10 protein-coding genes and 1 pseudogene are annotated in these 18150 nt (G+C 48.1%); 5 read left to right on the plus strand and 6 right to left on the minus strand.

The window, feature by feature from the left end:
* Positions 1–23: 23 nt before the first annotated feature.
* Positions 24–1475 carry a cell division protein FtsZ gene (ftsZ, locus tag QVO66_RS08775; RefSeq protein ID WP_021855100.1) on the minus strand — a complete coding sequence of 484 codons (1452 nt, stop codon included), beginning with the start codon at positions 1473–1475 and terminating at the stop codon, positions 24–26.
* 138 nt (positions 1476–1613) lie between these two features.
* Between ftsZ and QVO66_RS08780 the strand changes: the two genes are divergently transcribed.
* Together QVO66_RS08780 and QVO66_RS08785 are read left to right on the plus strand one after the other, a co-directional pair.
* On the plus strand, positions 1614–2201 hold the full coding sequence (locus QVO66_RS08780; RefSeq protein ID WP_021855101.1) for a hypothetical protein: 588 nt from the start codon (positions 1614–1616) through the stop codon (positions 2199–2201).
* A 246-nt stretch (positions 2202–2447) separates the two neighbouring features.
* Positions 2448–3572, plus strand: a complete 1125-nt coding sequence (locus QVO66_RS08785; protein WP_021855102.1) for a S1 family peptidase — start codon at positions 2448–2450, stop codon at positions 3570–3572.
* 929 nt (positions 3573–4501) lie between these two features.
* Here the strand turns inward: QVO66_RS08785 and lpxA are convergent.
* From lpxA to QVO66_RS08810, 5 genes are all read right to left on the minus strand, one after another.
* Positions 4502–5284, minus strand: a complete 783-nt coding sequence (lpxA, locus tag QVO66_RS08790) for an acyl-ACP--UDP-N-acetylglucosamine O-acyltransferase (protein WP_288172771.1) — start codon at positions 5282–5284, stop codon at positions 4502–4504.
* Positions 5285–5371: 87 nt separating this feature from the next.
* Positions 5372–6757 carry an efflux transporter outer membrane subunit gene (locus QVO66_RS08795; RefSeq protein ID WP_021855104.1) on the minus strand — a complete coding sequence of 462 codons (1386 nt, stop codon included), beginning with the start codon at positions 6755–6757 and terminating at the stop codon, positions 5372–5374.
* Positions 6744–9986, minus strand: coding sequence for an efflux RND transporter permease subunit (locus QVO66_RS08800; RefSeq protein WP_021855105.1), 3243 nt, complete (start codon positions 9984–9986; stop codon positions 6744–6746). Before QVO66_RS08800 ends, QVO66_RS08795 begins: the two co-directional genes overlap by 14 nt.
* A 107-nt stretch (positions 9987–10093) precedes the next feature.
* On the minus strand, positions 10094–11290 hold the full coding sequence (locus QVO66_RS08805; RefSeq protein WP_021855106.1) for an efflux RND transporter periplasmic adaptor subunit: 1197 nt from the start codon (positions 11288–11290) through the stop codon (positions 10094–10096).
* 835 nt (positions 11291–12125) lie between these two features.
* Positions 12126–13562: a CCA tRNA nucleotidyltransferase gene (locus QVO66_RS08810; RefSeq protein ID WP_021855107.1), complete on the minus strand. Its 1437-nt coding sequence runs from the start codon at positions 13560–13562 to the stop codon at positions 12126–12128.
* 1290 nt (positions 13563–14852) lie between these two features.
* On the opposite strand from QVO66_RS08810, the gene QVO66_RS08815 reads away from it, so the two are divergent.
* The 3 genes and pseudogenes from QVO66_RS08815 (at position 14853) to QVO66_RS08825 (ending at position 18077) form a co-directional block, all read left to right on the plus strand.
* Positions 14853–15320, plus strand: a complete 468-nt coding sequence (locus QVO66_RS08815; RefSeq protein WP_021855109.1) for a hypothetical protein — start codon at positions 14853–14855, stop codon at positions 15318–15320.
* Positions 15321–15412: 92 nt separating this feature from the next.
* Positions 15413–15958, plus strand: coding sequence for a DUF1599 domain-containing protein (locus tag QVO66_RS08820; RefSeq protein ID WP_288172767.1), 546 nt, complete (start codon positions 15413–15415; stop codon positions 15956–15958).
* A gap of 9 nt (positions 15959–15967) precedes the next feature.
* Positions 15968–18077 (plus strand): annotated as a pseudogene (locus QVO66_RS08825) (BT_3928 family protein).
* Positions 18078–18150: the final 73 nt, after the last annotated feature.

Below are 18150 nucleotides of genomic sequence, written 5' to 3' on the forward strand. Positions count from 1 at the left end.
ATATTATATTATTTGCAGGCAGACTACTCTTTCAGGATGTTGTTAATGATTCCTGCTATTTTGTCAACAATGCCCTTCACGGTCCTTCGCTGTGGCGTATCAATACCGGGCTCAACACCTTTTAAGTCTATTGCCGTTATCTGCTGTTCGTTGTCATTATGCTCTACGACCGGCTCTGCACTGCCAACATGCACCATTTCTTCAACCTGCTCAACAACAGGCTGGGCAGCAGGCTTTACGGCTTCTTCATCACATGGCTTTACTTCAAGCTGTATCGTGCCCGGCATATCCGTATTCTCGCTATCCGTCCCTGCTCCATTATCAGGCTGAATGGCATCTGACGGCGAATCAGCCTCAGCAACATCAGCAACCGGCACATGATACGGTCTGCGCATTTTGCTGTTCTTAGGCTTATACAGTTTCTTTATTAGCTCATGATAATGCTCATCATCTGAATACTGGCGCTCTGTCTCCGTGCGGCAGAAATCACAGCTTTCGTCGTCCATGCCCGTTGCAAGGATGGCAATCTTGGCATCTTCACCCAGCGAATTGTCGTCTGAAACGCCCCATATTACGTCAAGGTTATGCCAAAGCTTATCCATAAATGCATCAATCTCCTCAAGCTCATTGACAAGCAGGGGATGCTCCTCGCTGGTGTATATATTCAGCAGTATGCGCTTTGCCTTGCTCACATCGTTGCCGTAAAGCAGAGGTGAGTCGAGCGCATTGAATATGGCTTTCTCCACCCTGCGCTCGCCGCCGGCGCGCCCGATGGCCATGATGGCTTCGCCACCGTTCTTCATTGTCGACTCCACATCGCAGAAGTCGAGGTTTATGTTGCCTTCAACGGTTATCAGTTCGGCTATGCTCTTAACGGCATTGCACAGCACGTTGTCGGCATACTTGAATGCCTCCTTCACCGGAATCTTCGAGTCGGCATAAACGTCGCACAGGCTTTCGTTGTTCACTATGAGCAGCGCATCAACATTCTTGCGCATCTCCTCAACGCCCTTAAGGGCCTTTATTATCTTTTTCTCTTTCTCGAAAAAGAAAGGAATGGTAACCACGCCTATCGTAAGAAGACCCATGGAGCGCGCCACGCCGGCCACCACCGGGGCTGCACCCGTGCCGGTGCCGCCGCCCATTCCGGCCGTTACGAACACCATCTCTGTCTCGTCTGCAAACAGGCTCTTTATCTGTTCAAGGCTCGACTCGGCCTCCTCGCGTCCCTTTTCGGGCACTCCGCCTACGCCGAGACCGCGCTTGCCGAGAAGCAGCTTAACGGGAACGGCCGACCTTGCAAGCGGCTGACTGTCGGTGTTGCACACGGCAAAGCTTATGCCGTCGATGCCTTCTTCATACATGTTCTGAACGGCATTGCAGCCACCGCCGCCCACGCCGACAACCTTGATGATGTTCTGCGACAGGTCTACAGGTTCGCCAAAATCTATCGTACCAAACTTTCTTTCTTCCATATGCCTTGTGTTTTGCGACAGCAAAGATAATCATCTTTTATATAAGGCGCCGCAGAGCGCAAGGCTTGCAGAGATAAAAATGCCGAAAAAAATTATTACACAATAAAAATATTAAAGTATTTTTGCAGTGTGAATGACATGGAAACAAACAACGACAAAGCGCAGGCTATTGCTAATGAGGTGAAGAAAATGGTAATGGAACTGCAACGCATGGGACGCACAGACCTGCTTCTGCGTGCCATATCGGTGCCTGTGCTGGAAGAACTGCGCATAGAGGCAGCCAAAACGAGCCTGAGCCGGCTGAGAATTACAAGCGACTACCACTTCATACTGACAGACTACGGCAAAGAGGTTATAATGACGCCCGTGCACAAGGCTCTCTATCTGTTCTTCCTTAATCATCCCGAAGGTGTTGAGTTTAAAGACCTCGTCGACCACAGCGAGGAAATAACGCGCCTGTATAAGGCCACGACCAACGGCAGCCTGGACATAGAAAAGATAAACGAGACTGTGAGCAGGCTGGTGAATCCCACGGACAACGCCATAAACGAGAAATGCTCAAGAATAAAGGCTGCATTTGCCGAACACATGGACGAATATGCACTAAAATACTACATGATAAGCAGCCACGTAACGCGCTACTTCAACAATTCGGCAAGAGTGTGGTTCAAGCGGCTAAAGGTGATAACGCTGCCGAGGCATCTGGTTATAAAGGAATATGAATAAGGCAGATGCTCTGGCGGAAGCATGATATTGGCGGAAAACCAAGCAGACAAAGCATTTGTGTAAACCAACGATAAACACTGACATGGCTAAGCCGGACAAGTTTTGGCATGTAGCACAATTTTATTGATAATAATTTTTAAAATACTGACATTTTTGTTAACTTTGCTCACCATAAAAAACATTTAAATACGTTCCTGCCCGCTGCAAAAGGCGGCAAAACAAGTTGAAAAAGAAAACGCCTTTATTATGAAAAAATTATTCACGCTAAGCCTTATCCTGATATTATTTGCAGGATGCAGCAACAAGAAATCTGCCGAAGAGCTGTTCAAGGAGACATCTTCGGGTGTGGTAGTGGTGTTAAACGAGTTTTACTATGAGGTGCAGCTTCCTAACGGCAACTCGCTTTACTTCAAGGGCCTTGACGAAGACGGCGACATAACCGGACTGACGGCCGACGCTGAGGAAGCCAAGAAAGACCGCAACATGATAACGGGTACGGCATTCTTCATCGACAAGGAGGGCACGCTGATGACCAACCGCCACGTGGCACAGCCCGACATCGACGCCGTGACGGCACGCCGCAGCATGATAAGATTCATGAAGACGCTGAAGCAGTTTTTCACTGAGCAGATGGCGGAACTGTCGCAGCAGTATGACCAGCTGGAGAGCCAGAAGAGCAGCTGCTCTTACTTCGACTTCTACGGATTTATACACACCGACCAGGAAAGGCTGGCACAGATAAACGCGCAACAGGCTGAACTGAGCGAGCAGTTTACGGCACTGAAGCAGTCGCGCGAAGGCATCGACGACAACATTGACCCGGAGGGCATTAAGATAAGGACTATATCGGAACTGGGCATTGCCTACAACAACACATACGTAACCAGCGAAAGCGACTTCATAATAAAGAATCCGTGCGTGGTGGTACGTACATCCGACAAAGAGAACATCGACCTCGCGCTGATACAGCTAAAGAACAAGAAGACGCCTGAAAATACATATATATTTAAACTGAAAGGCGACGACTCTGAGCGGTCGTTCACCGACAAGCTGGCAACCCTCTTCTCAAGCAGCGACGACGACAAGCTGAAGATAGACCAGCAGCTGTATATGATAGGATATAACGCCGGACTTGTGCTTGCCAACACCAAGCAGGGCATAAAGGTGCAGATGACGAGCGGCAAGGTTACGCAGCTGTCTGACGGCCAGCGCCTGCTCTACAGCATACCTACGCTGCAGGGCTCAAGCGGCAGCCCCGTGATTGACGAATACGGCAATCTGGTGGCCGTAAACTTTGCCAAGCTGGGTACTACCGACAACTTTAACTTCGGTATTCCTGAGGAAAGCATAAAGGAATTTATGAGAAAATAATCTTTTGCACAAGAAACATAAAATACGCACTCCCTGTTGCCTGACATAACAGCAACAGGGAGTGCGCTTTTTATATACACCGCCTCCTGTTTCACTGCGATAAGTTTCTGACAAAGGCCTTACGGCATTAAATAATACAGGCTTTCGGCATCTGCCTGCTCGCCCTACGCATACATCTAAATGCCCCGAACTTAACATCTATGTCTGCCGATAACGGCTTTTTGCCATACAGACAGAAAACAAGCAAGACAATAACTGCCATAAATCTAAACGGAGTCAACTTTAATCAGTGAAAGGTCTGTTTGAAGTCAACCGAAATCAGAAAGGGTAAAAGGAATTTGCTATATAAATATTTTCATAAAAAACTCATCACTCGTCACATACGACCATAACACACTGACAAACAAGATGTTACGGCGTGATGAGTTGCAGTTTCAACTCATCACATCATGCTCAATAAAGGACAAAATATTATTTTTTCCTGATTTTGGTTGACTTCAAGCAGGTATTCTCCATGTTAAGTTCGGCTAAAATGGCATCTTCAGTCTGGATGTGACGAGTTGAAACTACAACTCGTCACGCTATAAACATTTGTCTGTCAAGGACTTATGTGGCATTGTGACGAGTGATGAGTTTTTAAGAAAAACTTTTTATTGTCATCATCCTGCATAAAAGCATACCTTTCATGGTGCGATAGGCCGTGTTTTAGTCTCCATTTTGCCGTCTTTCGCAATGCAATATGTGCCCTTTCGCCTATATGCCTGATATGTTGTCGCCACCGGCAGCAGGGCAAAGAAATCATCCATCTCCGCATATATTCTGCTTAAACCCAAATCTGTCTTGAGGATTCGGGATAAAAAGAAAGTGGGACGAACCTCACGGTCAGTCCCACGAATGATAAACCTAAAATGATATAAACTTAGAAATCATTATAATTTACTGATTATACCCAATTTTGTTCCGTTAATGAACTCAATAATGTGGCGTATCTCTTCGCCATCAGGTACCTGTTCCTTAATCTGCAATACAGCATCAAACACACTGGTCTGACCATGGAACACCAGACGGTATGCATTGGCGATATGGCTCTGCACATTCTCTGAAACGCCATGGTTGTTAAGGATAGTGGTATTGACGCCACCATACTTCACCGGATTATCGCTTGCCACGATATACGGAGGAACATCCTTGCTGAAGCGGCATCCGCTCTGCACCATAGACGCCTTGCCCACACGTGCTCCCGGATTGGCTATAACGCCAGAAGAGAATATCACAGCATCCTCTATGACGCAGTCGCCGGCAATCTTCGTACCATATCCGAACACGCAGCCGTTGCCAATCTTTGTGTCGTGAGACACGTGAACGCCTTCCATAAGGAAGTTGTTGTTGCCTATCACGGTCTTGCCGTCGCTGAACGTCGCACGGTTGATAACGACATTCTCGCGTATGATGTTGCCGTTTCCGATAATAAGATGAGAAGGGTCACCCTTATAGTTGAAGTCTTGAGGAACAGCTCCAAGCACAGTGTTCTGGAACACCTTGTTGCCGCGTCCCAGGCGGGTACCGTTCATTATGCTGACGTAAGGATAAATGACGCAGTCGTCACCGATCTCAACATCGCCTTCTATATAAGCAAACGGATAGATAGTAACATTCTTTCCGATTTTTGCTTTAGGATCTATTTCTGCTTTAGGACTAATCATATTATCAATTCTAATTTATGTTATAACCGTCATCATCCCGGCGCAATGTCATCGTGCTGTCAGCATCGGCACAGCGCCGGCAATGACTTAAGAAACTTAATCTCTGCCGCCGCCGAGTGCGTAATAAAGATTTACAACGGCCTGCATCTTATAGAAGTCGTCCTGTACCTTAGCCAGCTCCGCGTTAAGCAGTGACTGCTGGGCGCTGATAACCTCGAGGTATGTGCTGTTGCCCATAGCAAAGAGGTCTTTGGTGTATTCAACGTTCTTGGTAAGGCTCTCTATCTGCTTCTGCTCCAGCTTGCTCTTCTCATCTGAAGAATTATACAGCACCAGGGCGTTGCTTACCTCGCTGCCGGCAGACAGAACGGCATTCTGCCATGTGTTGTATGCCTGCTCCTGCTGAGCCTTGGCAACCTTCAGACCTGCCACGAGCTGACCGTTCATGAATATCGGCTGAACAAGACTGCCGACTGCGCTGAGCAGCCACTTGCCGGGATTGACGATGCCGGCACCTGAGCTGTTGGTGAATGCTCCTGAGGCGCTTATAGTTATGTTAGGATAAAACTTAGAGCGGGCTGTCTGCACGTCGTAGAAGCACTGTGCGAGAGTCATCTCGGCATAATGCACGTCAGGACGGTTGTTGAGCATCTGTATGCCTATGCCCGTGCTGAACTCAGAAGGAAGCGACTGGTTGTCGAGCTTGCCGCGACCGATGGTCTGCGCCTGCTGGCCTATCAGCAGCGAGAGCGAGTTCTCGGTCTCGCGTATCTGGCGCTTCAGGTCGGCAGCCTGTGCAAGCACTGAATAGTAGTTGGCCTCAGCACTCTGCACGCTTGTCTCCTTAGTGTTGCCAAGCTCCTTCTGCAGCTTCATCATGTCCCATGTATCCTTTGTAAGGCCGGTCATGTTGTCGACAATCTCAAGCTGCTTGTCGAGCATCATCAGCGTGTAATACATGTTTGCTATGTTAGCAATGAGATTTGTCTTAACGACGAGCTGATAGTCTTTTGTGGCGAGCAGTGCCATCTGTGCGCTGCGCTTCTGGTTGAGCAGATTGCCGAACAGGTCGATGCTCCAGCTTGCGTTGATGGGCAGCGAGTAGGTCTTTGTGGCCTTGCTTCCGTCCCACGAGCTGATGGTTCCCTGCGGTGAGAATGTGAACGAAGGCACAAAAGCCAGCTTTGCAGCAGTGAGCTGAGCCTCAACCATCTTGACATTCAACGCGGCGTTGAGCATGTCGGTGTTATTGGCAAGACCTTTCTCTATGATAGACTGCAACTGCGGATCAGTGAACACGCTGCGCCAAGGCAGGTTGCCGAAGCTTGTGGTGTCTGTTACAGCCAGAGTGTCTGTGGCAGAAGCTACATCGCGTACAAGTCCCGTGGTGTTCACTTCCGGGCGCTCATACTTGTTGTAGATTCCGCAGCTGCTTAAAAGAGCAGCCGCAGAAATCATTATCAATATATTATTCTTTTTCATTTTTATCATCATTTTTCAGCATTTCAACAGGACGTGTGTACTGTAACAACTCTGTATCGACAGAAGTAACCTCGTCTTCAAACTCGAGCGGTCTGATCTTCTCCTGCAGATATTGGAAGATATAGAACAGAGCAGGCACAACCAGAAGCTGGCAGACCATACCGATAAGCATACCTCCGATAGCGGCTGCACCAAGGGTCATGTTTCCGTTGTATCCTACACCAATCGGGATGAGCAACGGAGCAAGACCGATAATCATAGCCAACGAGGTCATCAAGATAGGACGCAGACGGGCGCTTGCACCGAGAACTGATGCCCACGACAATGCCATACCGGTGCGGCGGCGCTCAAGGGCGAACTGCACGATAAGGATGGCGTTCTTGGCCAAAAGTCCGATAAGCATAATCAACGCGATCTGCATGTAGATGTCGTTGTTCTTTCCGAACAGGTCTGTGAAGACGAACGCTCCGGCAATACCGAACGGAATAGAAAGAATTACTGACAGCGGAACGAGATAGCTCTCATACTGTGCACTCAAGATAAGGTAAACGAATGTCAAACAGAGTGCGAAGATAATCATCGTAGAGCTGCTAGACTCCTGCTCTGAACGTGTCAGACCAGAGAACTCGTAACCAAATCCTGTTGGCAGTGTCTGCTTAGCCACTTCGTCAATGGCACGGATAGCGTCACCTGAAGAGTAGCCGTCTGCTGCTGTGGCGTTGATGTCAATAGATGTAAAGAGGTTGAAGCGGGCTATCAGCTGCGGTCCGTAAACCTTGGTCATTGTTACGAACTCGTTGATAGGAGCCATACCCTTTGCAGTTCTTACATATACATTGTTCATACTCTTGATGTCCTCACGCATCTTCGGGTCTGCCTGGATCATTACACGATAAAGCTTACCGTAAGAGTTGAAGTTTGAAGAATACATACCTCCGTAGTATCCTTGCATTGCAGTAAGCACTGTGTTCGGGTCGATGCCACTCTGCTTACATTTTGCAACATTAACATCAATCATATACTGCGGATACTGAGAGTTGTATGAAGTCATGGCAGTACCGATCTCAGGACGCTGATTAAGCTCTGCAAGGAACTTCTGAGTGATGTTAAAGAATGCGTTCACGTCACCACCGGTACGGTCGAGCATAGAGAATGTCAAACCGTTGGTTGCAGAGAATCCCTGCACCATAGGCGGCTGGAAGGCCAGAATCTGTGCACCCTTGATTGAAGCAGTCTGCTTGTAAATCATTCCGAGCACCATCTTAGAACCCATGCTGTGTACGTCGAAATACTTCATGAATCCTTCTTCCTTGTCACGGTCCTCAAACGACTTCAGCTTAATAACGAAAGTACCCTGGTTTGAACCCTGACCTGAAATAAAGTTATAACCTGTAATACGCAGACGGTTCTCAATAGCCGGGTTAGTTGCAAGCATCGAGTCAACCTGGTCCATAACGAGGTTGGTCTTCTCAAGACTGGTTCCAGGAGGCGTTGATATTGTACAGAATACTGTACCTGTATCCTCGTCAGGCACAAGACCTGTCTTGGTGTTCATAGCAGTAACTACCAGAGCAGCCACACCTACGAGCACAGCAATTATTGCGATAAACGGTTTTTCAACAATCTTGCGGACACACTTGGTGTACTTGTCCTGCACCTTACCGTATGCGCCATTGAATGCAGTGTGGAAGCGGTCAATCATTGACATCTTGCGCACAGTGCCGTCTTCGTTCTTCGGTTTCAGCAATATCGCACACAATGCCGGTGAAAGCGTAAGAGCGTTGATAGCCGAAATAACGATTGAGATAGCCATCGTTATACCGAACTCATTGTAGAACGTACCTGAAGTTCCGCCGATGAACGACACAGGAATAAACACGGCCGACATCACAAGCGTAATAGAAATAATGGCTCCTGAGATTTCGTTCATCGCGTCGATAGAGGCCTGGCGTGCCGACTTGTATCCAAGGTCGAGCTTAGCATGGACGGCCTCGACGACCACTATGGCGTCGTCGACCACAATCGCGATGGCAAGCACTAACGCAGACAGCGTAAGCAGGTTGAGAGAGAAGCCGAACACATACAGGAAGAAGAACGTACCGACCAGTGACACAGGCACCGCAATAAGCGGGATAAGTGTTGAGCGGAAGTCCTGCAAGAAGATGTAAACCACGATGAACACGAGCACGAATGCCTCAAACAGCGTATGAACGAGGTCGCCCATAGACGCGTAGAGGAACTCTGTAACGTCCTGCATATAGTCGATTTCAACGCCCGGAGGCAGCAGAGTTCTCTGCTCATCGATAACTTTCTTGATATCCTTAACAATCTGCGTAGCATTCGAACCCGCAGTCTGTGTAACCATCATCATGACGGCCGGCTGACCGTTAACCTTTGATGTAACACTGTAATAAAGTCCTCCGAGCTCAACTCGTGCAACATCCTTTACACGGATGGTATTACCGTTTTCATCGCTCGAGATTATCATATTTTCAAATTCAGTAGCAGTCTGCAGACGTCCCTTATAACGTATTGTGTATTCATACTGGTTGTCGCTCTGCTCACCAAACTTACCTGGTGCGGCCTCAATATTCTGCTCAGCCAACACATTCTGTATGTCAGACGGCATAAGGCCGTAGTTCTTCATCTTGACGGGGTCGAGCCAAATACGCATTGAATAGGTCTTGGCACCCATAACTTCACATCCACCTACACCGCTTACACGCTTAATGGCAGGGATGATGTTGATGTCGGCATAGTTCTGCAAGAACTTCTCGTCGTATCTGCTAGCATCTCCCTTGATGGCCATAAGGAGCACGGTTGAGGTCTGTCGTTTTTCAACCGTCACACCAGCCTTTGTTACTTCGGCCGGCAGCAGGGCTGATGCCTGAGACACACGGTTCTGCACGTTTACCTGACACATGTCGGCGTTCATACCCTGATTGAAGAACACCGTAATGTTGGCCGAACCTTCGTTCGAAGCCGTTGATGTCATATATGTCATGCCTTCCACACCGTTGATCTGCTCTTCAAGCGGCACGATAACCGAGTTGAGCACGGTCTGGGCATTGGCACCCGTATAGTTTGCGCTCACACGCACCGTAGGCGGCGCAACGTCAGGGTATTGCTCTATAGGCAACGACACCAATCCGATAAGACCCAGGATGACTGTCAATATTGAGATAACCGTAGACAGCACCGGGCGTTTTATAAAGTTATCTAATCTCATGTTTTTTCTGTTTTACTTTTGTTTATGAGGTTGTAAGGCTGAGGGCAAGTGGCGTCATAAGCATTCACTCTGACGCCTGCATACGCCGCAGAGCCCGGCGACCTGATTTACTTTGTAAGGTCTTCTTTCAGTTTGTTCAGGTCGTTCTGATGCGAACCCATCTCGCTTGTCTTCTTCAGTTTCTCCTGATATTGAGCCTCTGTTATCGGTGTTATCTGCATACCGTCCTTCAAGGTGGTAACACCCTTAACAACGATCTTGTCGCCGGCCTTCAGACCACTTTCGATAATATAGTTCTTACCGTCGTTGTTGGGGTTTACGGTAACGGCGCTATACTTAACCTTATTGTCTTTTCCTACGATATAAACGAAGTATCTGTCCTGAACCTGTACAACAGCTTCCTGTGGAACAACGATGGCAGAAGAGCTTGCATGAGGCACGACGATGCTTCCTGAACCGCCGCTCTTGAGCAGATGCTCAGGGTTGGGGAAGTCGGCACGAATAGATACAGAACCTGTGCTCTGGTCGATTACTCCGCTGACAGCAGCCACACGTCCGTCATGTCCGTATACTGTACCGTCGGCAAGCTGCAGCTTAACAGGAGGATAATCCTTTATTGCAGCGTGGAGTCCGCCGGCTGTCTTTGTCATGTCGAGGAGGTCTTTCTCAGTCATTGAGAAGTAAACCTGCATTGAGTTAATGTCAGACACTGTTGTAAGCGGCTCTGCATTAGAAGAGCTTACAAGCGCACCGACTTTATAAGGCAGGTCGCCTACTACACCGTTGGCCGGACTTGTAACATAGCAGAAGTCGAGATTCTGCTTTGCAGATACATAGTTGGCCTGAGCCTGTGCAAGAGCTGCCTTAGCAGACTCGTAGCTGTTCTTGGCAGACTGCAGTTCGTAAGAACCGATTACGTTGTTCTTAAACAACTTCTGGCTATTCTCGTATGTAAGAGTTGCTGTGTTGAGCTGAGCCTTGGCTGAGTTAACGGCAGCCTTAGCCTGGCGCACAGCTGCGGCGTAAGTTACGTTATCAATCACGAACAGCAGCTGACCGCGCTTAACGGTCTGTCCCTCTCTTACGCAAAGTTTTGTTATGAATCCTGAAATTTTCGGGCGGATCTCCACGTCCTGGACGCCCTTGATAGATGCAGGATAAGAAGACTGGAGATTCGCGGTCTGCGTCTCTATTGTCCTCACAGCGAACTCATTGTCGCCCATTTTTCCTCCCTGCTTGCCCCCGCACGATGTTAACATTGCGGCAACAGCAAATGCAAGCAATAAAAATTTGTTTCTTTTCATACCTATTTTCCTAAAATTTTTATACTATTATTTCTAATTTGCTTATATCATATTTTGAAAACTATTTTCACACCGGTAGTTTTCGAGATGCAAATGTACATATTATTATTGAATATTACATTAAGGTTAAATGATAATTATTGTGTTTTAACTCTAATTCACTGTAAGTAGCATTAACAAAAACATTTTGAGGAGTGTGCGCGTCAAAATTTAAAGCTATGCACGCAATGCGGCGCACAAGGTCTGAAAACGAAAAATAATTACAAAACGAACCATACATGCAACGCAGCGCATGGCAACGCTTTCCACATAATTATCGCGCTATTCGGACAAAATGCGCTGCCGGCACGCGGCACAGAAAGCGGTAAAAAATCAGGACATTTGTTTTTGACGAAACAGAAAACAGATAACAAAAATATGTTAAAATACACAACTTCTCAGGATCAATAATTTAAGATTAATTCACACCAAGTGCGATTTCGTATATAAAATCAGCCTGTTTTGGAGACACAAACGGGTGAAATTAGAACGCAAAAGGCGACATTTTGACCTCTAAAAGGATAGGTTTTACACTGCAAGATGCCACATTTTGCATTTTTGGAAAAGAAAACTCATGCTGCATAAAACATTAAAATGCTGCCCGTCAGACACTTAACAAAATCATCGTTTTTAGGCTGTTTTCTGTCAGAAATACCTTTGCGCCGCGGGCGTTGGCGATGTAGAGGCGCCAAACGTCTGCGAAAAATAAAAAAGATTTACATTCAGCCGATACCTTCAGCACCGGCATTGCATGGCAAAGCGCAATGCCGGTCTACCGGAAACGGCAGCGCCTTTGTCAAGCCTTATCCTGACAAAGTCCCATCTCACGTGCCTTCTCCATAAGCAGCTGCATCAGCGGTTCGCGCTCGTTGGGCACCTTGTTGTCAAGCACGGCATCCTTCAGCACCTTCTTCAGCTCGCCAACCTCACGCGAAGGCTTAAGGTTGAACATCTCCATTATCTCTGTTCCGTCGATGCAGGGCTGCAGCAGACGCTTGTAGTCCTTTTCCTTAAGGTCGTGGAGCTTAGAGCGCACAATGCGGAAATTCTCGAGGAAATGGCGCTTGCGCACCTCGTTCTTGCTCGTTATGTCGGCCTCGCACAGCATCATCAGGTCGTCAATGTCGTCGCCGGCATCGTTAAGCAGTCGCCTTACGGCACTGTCCGTAACCACGTCGTCGGCAATGACGATTGGCCGCATATGCAGGTTTACGAGCTTCTGCACATACTTCATCTTGCTGTCGAGCGGCAGTTTCAGTCGTCTGAATATCTCCGGCACCATCTTTGCGCCTATATAATTATGGTTATGGAAGGTCCATCCTATCTTCTGGTCCCATCGCTTGGTCTTCGGCTTGCCTATGTCGTGCATCAGCGCAGCCCATCTCAGCCACAGGTTGTCAGAGTGCTTGCACACGTTGTCGAGCACCTCAAGCGTGTGATAAAAGTTGTTTTTGTGCGCCCTTCCCTGCCTTGTCTCCACCATATCCATGGCAGCCAGCTCGGGCAGTATGCGCTGAAGCAGACCGCAGCGCTGCAGGTCAACGAAGCCCTTGCTCGGCGTCTTGGTCATCATTATCTTGTCGAGCTCCTCGGCAATGCGCTCTCCGCTGATTATGCCTATGCGGTCGGCGTTGCGCTCAAGGGCGTCGAACGTCTCCTCTTCGATAAAGAAGTTAAGCTGAGTGGCAAACCTTATGCAGCGCAACATGCGCAGCGGGTCGTCAGAGAAAGTTATATCGGGGTCGAGCGGCGTGCGTATTATGCCGTCTTCCATGTCGGCAATTCCGTCGAATGGGTCTACAAGCTCGCCGAAGCGCGGTCCGTTAAGACACACGGCAAGAGCGTTTATCGTAAAGTCGCGCCTGTTCTGGTCGTCCTCCAGCGTGCCGTCTTCAACCACCGGCTTGCGCGAGTCGTGCGTATAGCTTTCCTTTCTTGCGCCGACAAACTCCACCTCAAGGTCGCAGTATTTCACCTGTGCCGTACCGAAATTGCGGAACACCGACAGCTTTGCCTTGCGCCCAAGTTCCTTTTTCAGTGCGTCGGCAAGCTGTATGCCGCTGCCCACCACAACCACGTCGATATCGTTCGACGGTCTTTCAAGAAACAGGTCGCGGACATATCCGCCGACAACATAACATTCGAGGTTAAGCGAATCGGCGGCAGAAGAAATCTTATGGAATATATCTTTATCAAGCAGGCTTGCCAATTCGGCGTTTGTCAGTAACTTCATAATCAAAAAATTTCTAAGCGGCTGCAAAATTACAAAAAAACAATGACACAACAGCCGTTTTCATGCTCTTTATTATTCATAACAGCAACGACCATACAACACAAGGACAACAAGGAACAATATAAAAGTGCACATCATCAACATGTAAAAAAGGTTACAACTGCCACAGAAGGACCTATACGAGAGTTTATCACAAAAAGAGGATTTTAGCTATTCACCAGACCGCATACAGCAACACGAAAGATGCCTTTTTGCAACACGAAAGGTGGCATATCAGAACGCAAAAGGTGGCCTTTCGCAACGTAAAAGGTATGCTTTTACAATACAATATGTGTCATCTGATATTATAAAAAGGATATGGTTGTTGTAAAGTCGCAGTCTGTTGTCATCAACGCAAAAAGTTTTTTAAAAAAACTCGTCACTCATCACATTTGGGTTTAACCTGCTGACAGGCAACATGTTATGGTGTGACGAGTTAAATTTTCAACTCATCACATCCGTCATCTGCAGCAAAAAAATGTTGATGTTTCCTGATTCAGGTTAACTTCAAACAGCCAAATTCATGATTTAGATTGACTTCGGCTCATCTTATTACTGCCGTCGGTTGACGTAAATACGCACATTTTTACCATACACACCCCTGTAGGGACACACCCTAGGTGTGTCCAAATTACGCATTATCGAAAAAATCCTCCGCAACATATAATCAAGAATAAATATCTGTTATACAAATAGTTACATTAGAACATCGGTAAATCCTTGGGACAGCAATAAATCCGCATTATTCATCAAGATGATATTGCCGGCTATAAAATTTACACGTAATCGGGCTGCGGACGCACCTGGGGTACGTCCCTACGTTTACTATCAACAAGACTAATGACTTTAACTCCTTGCTCACCCCTGTGAGCGATAACTCCTTTAACTACTCCAACTCCCAAAAAGAATCTGCTTTAACTCCTAAAAAATCCAGCCCAAAAGCCCCATGTGACGAGTTAAGAGTCCAACTCATCACACTTTAACCGTCTGTCAGTCAGCCTATTAAACGGCATTGTGACGAGTGACGAGTTTTTATAAAAAACTTTTTATGATTGTCTACGGCTATAAAAGACAATACACAAACGCCACAAAACATACGGCCGGCAATAAGCCTAAGAAAATAAATATATCATACAACACTATGCCCCGGCCATAGCACGTAAACATCAAATAATAAGCCGTTTAACGGGCATTTATTTTGCATTTCGCCCGACTTGCACTATATTTGCACCCGATAATACAAAACAGAAAATGAAAACAAACAAGATAACAACGCTCTGCGCAGCCATAGCCATGATGGCGGCAATGGCAGGATGCACAGGCAACGACATGAAGAAAGAGGCCGAAGGGCTGCTCGACAACGCACGCGAGCAATTCGGCAAGGGACAGTATAAGGAGGCTCTCGCCACGATCGACTCGCTACGAAAGAAATGCCCCGAGGCGATAGACGAGCGCAAAGCCGCACTGCGCCTGTATCAGGAGATAGAGCTTAAGCGCGCACAGCTGAACGTGGAGAACACGGACAGAGCGCTGCAGAAGATAGAAAGCGAGTATGAGCAGATGAAGAAAACCGTGGAAGACCTGAAGAGCAAGGGCATGGCCACGGCAGAACAGCTGAGAAACCTGACGCTGACAAGGGTTAAGCGCGACTCGCTGAAAACGGTGTTCGACGTGGAATGTGCCAAGATAAAATACATAAACAAAAGAATGAAAGAATGACGCCGCCGGCTCACCTTTTTTATTAATTAATATTTTATATTGGCCGTATATCGTGTAAAATTAGTAACTTTGCACCCGATTATTCAGAAAATATGTCAAAAGACAATCAGAAAACAGAAGAACAATTCAGGAGCGCCATGGCAGAATGCCGCGCACTGTTTGCCAAGAAACTTCACGACTACGGCCCGTCGTGGCGCATACTGCGCCCCTCGTCGCTCACCGACCAGCTGTTTATCAAGGCCAAGCGCATACGCAGCCTCGAGATAAAGAAAGAGTCGCTCGTGGGCGAAGGCATACGCCCTGAGTTCATAGCGCTCATCAACTATGGTATAGTTGGTCTGATACAGCTCGAGATGGGCTTTGCCGACACGCCCGACATATCTGCCGACGAAGCACTGTCCATATACGACAAGAAGGCCGACGAGGCACTGCAGCTGATGATAAGGAAAAATCACGACTACGACGAGGCGTGGCGCTCTATGAGAGTGAGCAGCTATACCGACTTTATACTCACAAAGATACAACGCGTAAAGGAAATAGAAGACATACACGGGGCCACCCTGGTGTCTGAAGGAATAGACGCCAACTACATGGACATAATCAACTATGCCGTGTTCGGGCTGATAAAACTTTCTTAAACATTGACGATGCACGCAAGAAAAGCCATAACGGGAATATTGGTCAACGTCTGCCGCCTTGTAATATCGCTGACGTTTATCTTTTCGGGATATGTCAAGGCTATAGACCCATTAGGCACACAATACAAGCTGCAGGACTATCTCAACGTGGTGCAGCTGAGCCAGTATGTGCCCGACTATCTCACGCTTGGCGCATCGGTGCTGCTTGGCGGACTTGAGTTCTGCCTCGGCGTGTTCATTCTTTTTGCCATACACCGCCGCCTCATGTCGAGGCTCGTGCTGCTGTTCATGGCCATAATGACTCCGCTGACGCTGTGGCTCGCCGTTGCCAACCCGATAAAAGACTGCGGATGTTTCGGCGACGCCGTCATCCTTACCAACTGGGAGACTTTCTATAAGAACGTTGTTCTGCTGGCGGCAGCCATCGTGCTGTGCGTAAAGCCGCTGATGATGCCCCGCTTCATCAGCCGCACCAACCAGTGGATAGTGATAACCTACACCATTATCTTCATCCTGTTCTCGAGCACCAGGAGCCTCTACACCCTGCCGCAGTTCGACTTCCGCCCCTATCACATAGGCGCCGACATAAAGAAAGGCATGGAGATACCCGAGGGGGCAAAGGGTCCGGAGTTTGAGACAACGTTCATACTTGAGAAGAACGGACAGCGCAAGGAGTTTACGCTCGAGAACTATCCCGACTCTACATGGACCTTCATCGACAGCAAGACCGTGCAGATATCCGAGGGATATGTGCCGCCTATACACGACTTCTTCATACAGACCACCGACGGAAGCGAAGACCTTACCGACAGCGTGCTCAGCCGCCGCGGCNNNNTTCCCCCCCGCGTGCCCACCCCCCGCGGCTACACATTCCTGCTTATATCGCCACATCTCGAATATGCCGACGACTCTAACTTCGGCGAGATCGACCAGATATACGAATACTGCCAGAGCCACGGCTATCCGTTCTACGGACTGACGGCAAGCACCGACGAGGGCATACAGCACTGGCGCGATATAACGGGAGCCGAATATCCGTTCTATCTCACCGACGAGACCACGCTGAAGACCGTGATAAGAAGCAACCCCGGACTGCTGCTGCTGAAAGACGGAGTGGTGATAGGCAAATGGAGCCACAACGACCTGCCGCAGCTAAGCTATCAGACGGGCAAGCTGGAGACGACAGAATACGGACACTTGCCCGAAGACTCCGTGACGGGCAAGATATCAAAAATACTGCTGTGGTACATACTTCCGCTGCTGTTACTTACCTTTGCCGACCGCACATGGAAGTTCACGCAGTGGCTAAAAGAGAAAGAACATTCAAACAGAATATATCAACTTTTTAAAAGAAAGAAAAATGAGAAAGAAAATTGTAGCAGGTAACTGGAAAATGAACATGAACTTGCAGGACGGTATCGCCCTGGCAAAAGAACTTAACGAGACTCTTAACAGCAACAAGCCAAACTGCGGCGTAATCATCTGCACACCGTTCATCCACCTGGCAAGCATAGCACAGTTCCTCAATCAGGACGTGATAGCTCTCGGCGCTGAAAACTGCGCAGACAAAGAGAAGGGCGCTTACACAGGCGAAGTTTCTGCTGAAATGGTAAAGAGCACCGGTGCTCAGTATGTTATTCTCGGCCACTCAGAGCGCCGCGGATACTACGGAGAAACTCCTGAAATACTGAAAGAGAAGGTGCTGCTCGCACTGAAGAACGGCCTGAAAGTAATCTTCTGCATCGGCGAGAGCCTCGAGGAGAGAGAAGCAGGCAAGCAGAACGAAGTTGTTAAGGCTGAGCTCGAAGGCAGCGTATTCAACCTCACAGCTGAAGAGTTCAAGAACATCGTTATAGCATACGAGCCTATCTGGGCTATCGGCACAGGCAAGACAGCCACAGCTGAGCAGGCTGAAGAGATCCACGCTTACATCCGCAGCATCGTAGCAGAGAAGTATGGTAACGAAGTTGCTGAAGAAACATCTATCCTCTACGGCGGAAGCTGCAAGGCAAGCAACGCTCCTGAGCTGTTCGCTAAACCTGACATCGACGGCGGACTCATCGGCGGCGCCTCACTGAAGGCTGCTGACTTCATGGGTATCATCGACGCATGGAAATAATCTGAAACATTAAACGGGATGGCCAAGGGCAAGGCATTAACGACCTGCCGCGGCCAAATCCCGTTTACTTATT

Origin of the sequence: Prevotella sp. CAG:255, assembly GCF_000431195.1 — a bacterium.
In the GTDB taxonomy this organism is placed as follows: Bacteria; Bacteroidota; Bacteroidia; order Bacteroidales; family Bacteroidaceae; genus Prevotella; species Prevotella rara.

Bases quoted from the DNA above. Each gene is read 5' to 3' on its own strand.
- QVO66_RS08820 (WP_288172767.1), top strand. From the start codon at position 15,413: ATGTCAAAAGACAATCAGAAAACAGAAGAACAATTCAGGAGCGCCATG.
- QVO66_RS08810 (WP_021855107.1), bottom strand. From the start codon at position 13,562: ATGAAGTTACTGACAAACGCCGAATTGGCAAGCCTGCTTGATAAAGAT.
- QVO66_RS08785 (WP_021855102.1), top strand. From the start codon at position 2,448: ATGAAAAAATTATTCACGCTAAGCCTTATCCTGATATTATTTGCAGGA.
- QVO66_RS08795 (WP_021855104.1), bottom strand. From the start codon at position 6,757: ATGAAAAAGAATAATATATTGATAATGATTTCTGCGGCTGCTCTTTTA.
- QVO66_RS08780 (WP_021855101.1), top strand. From the start codon at position 1,614: ATGGAAACAAACAACGACAAAGCGCAGGCTATTGCTAATGAGGTGAAG.
- QVO66_RS08805 (WP_021855106.1), bottom strand. From the start codon at position 11,290: ATGAAAAGAAACAAATTTTTATTGCTTGCATTTGCTGTTGCCGCAATG.
- ftsZ (WP_021855100.1), bottom strand. From the start codon at position 1,475: ATGGAAGAAAGAAAGTTTGGTACGATAGATTTTGGCGAACCTGTAGAC.
- QVO66_RS08815 (WP_021855109.1), top strand. From the start codon at position 14,853: ATGAAAACAAACAAGATAACAACGCTCTGCGCAGCCATAGCCATGATG.
- QVO66_RS08800 (WP_021855105.1), bottom strand. From the start codon at position 9,986: ATGAGATTAGATAACTTTATAAAACGCCCGGTGCTGTCTACGGTTATC.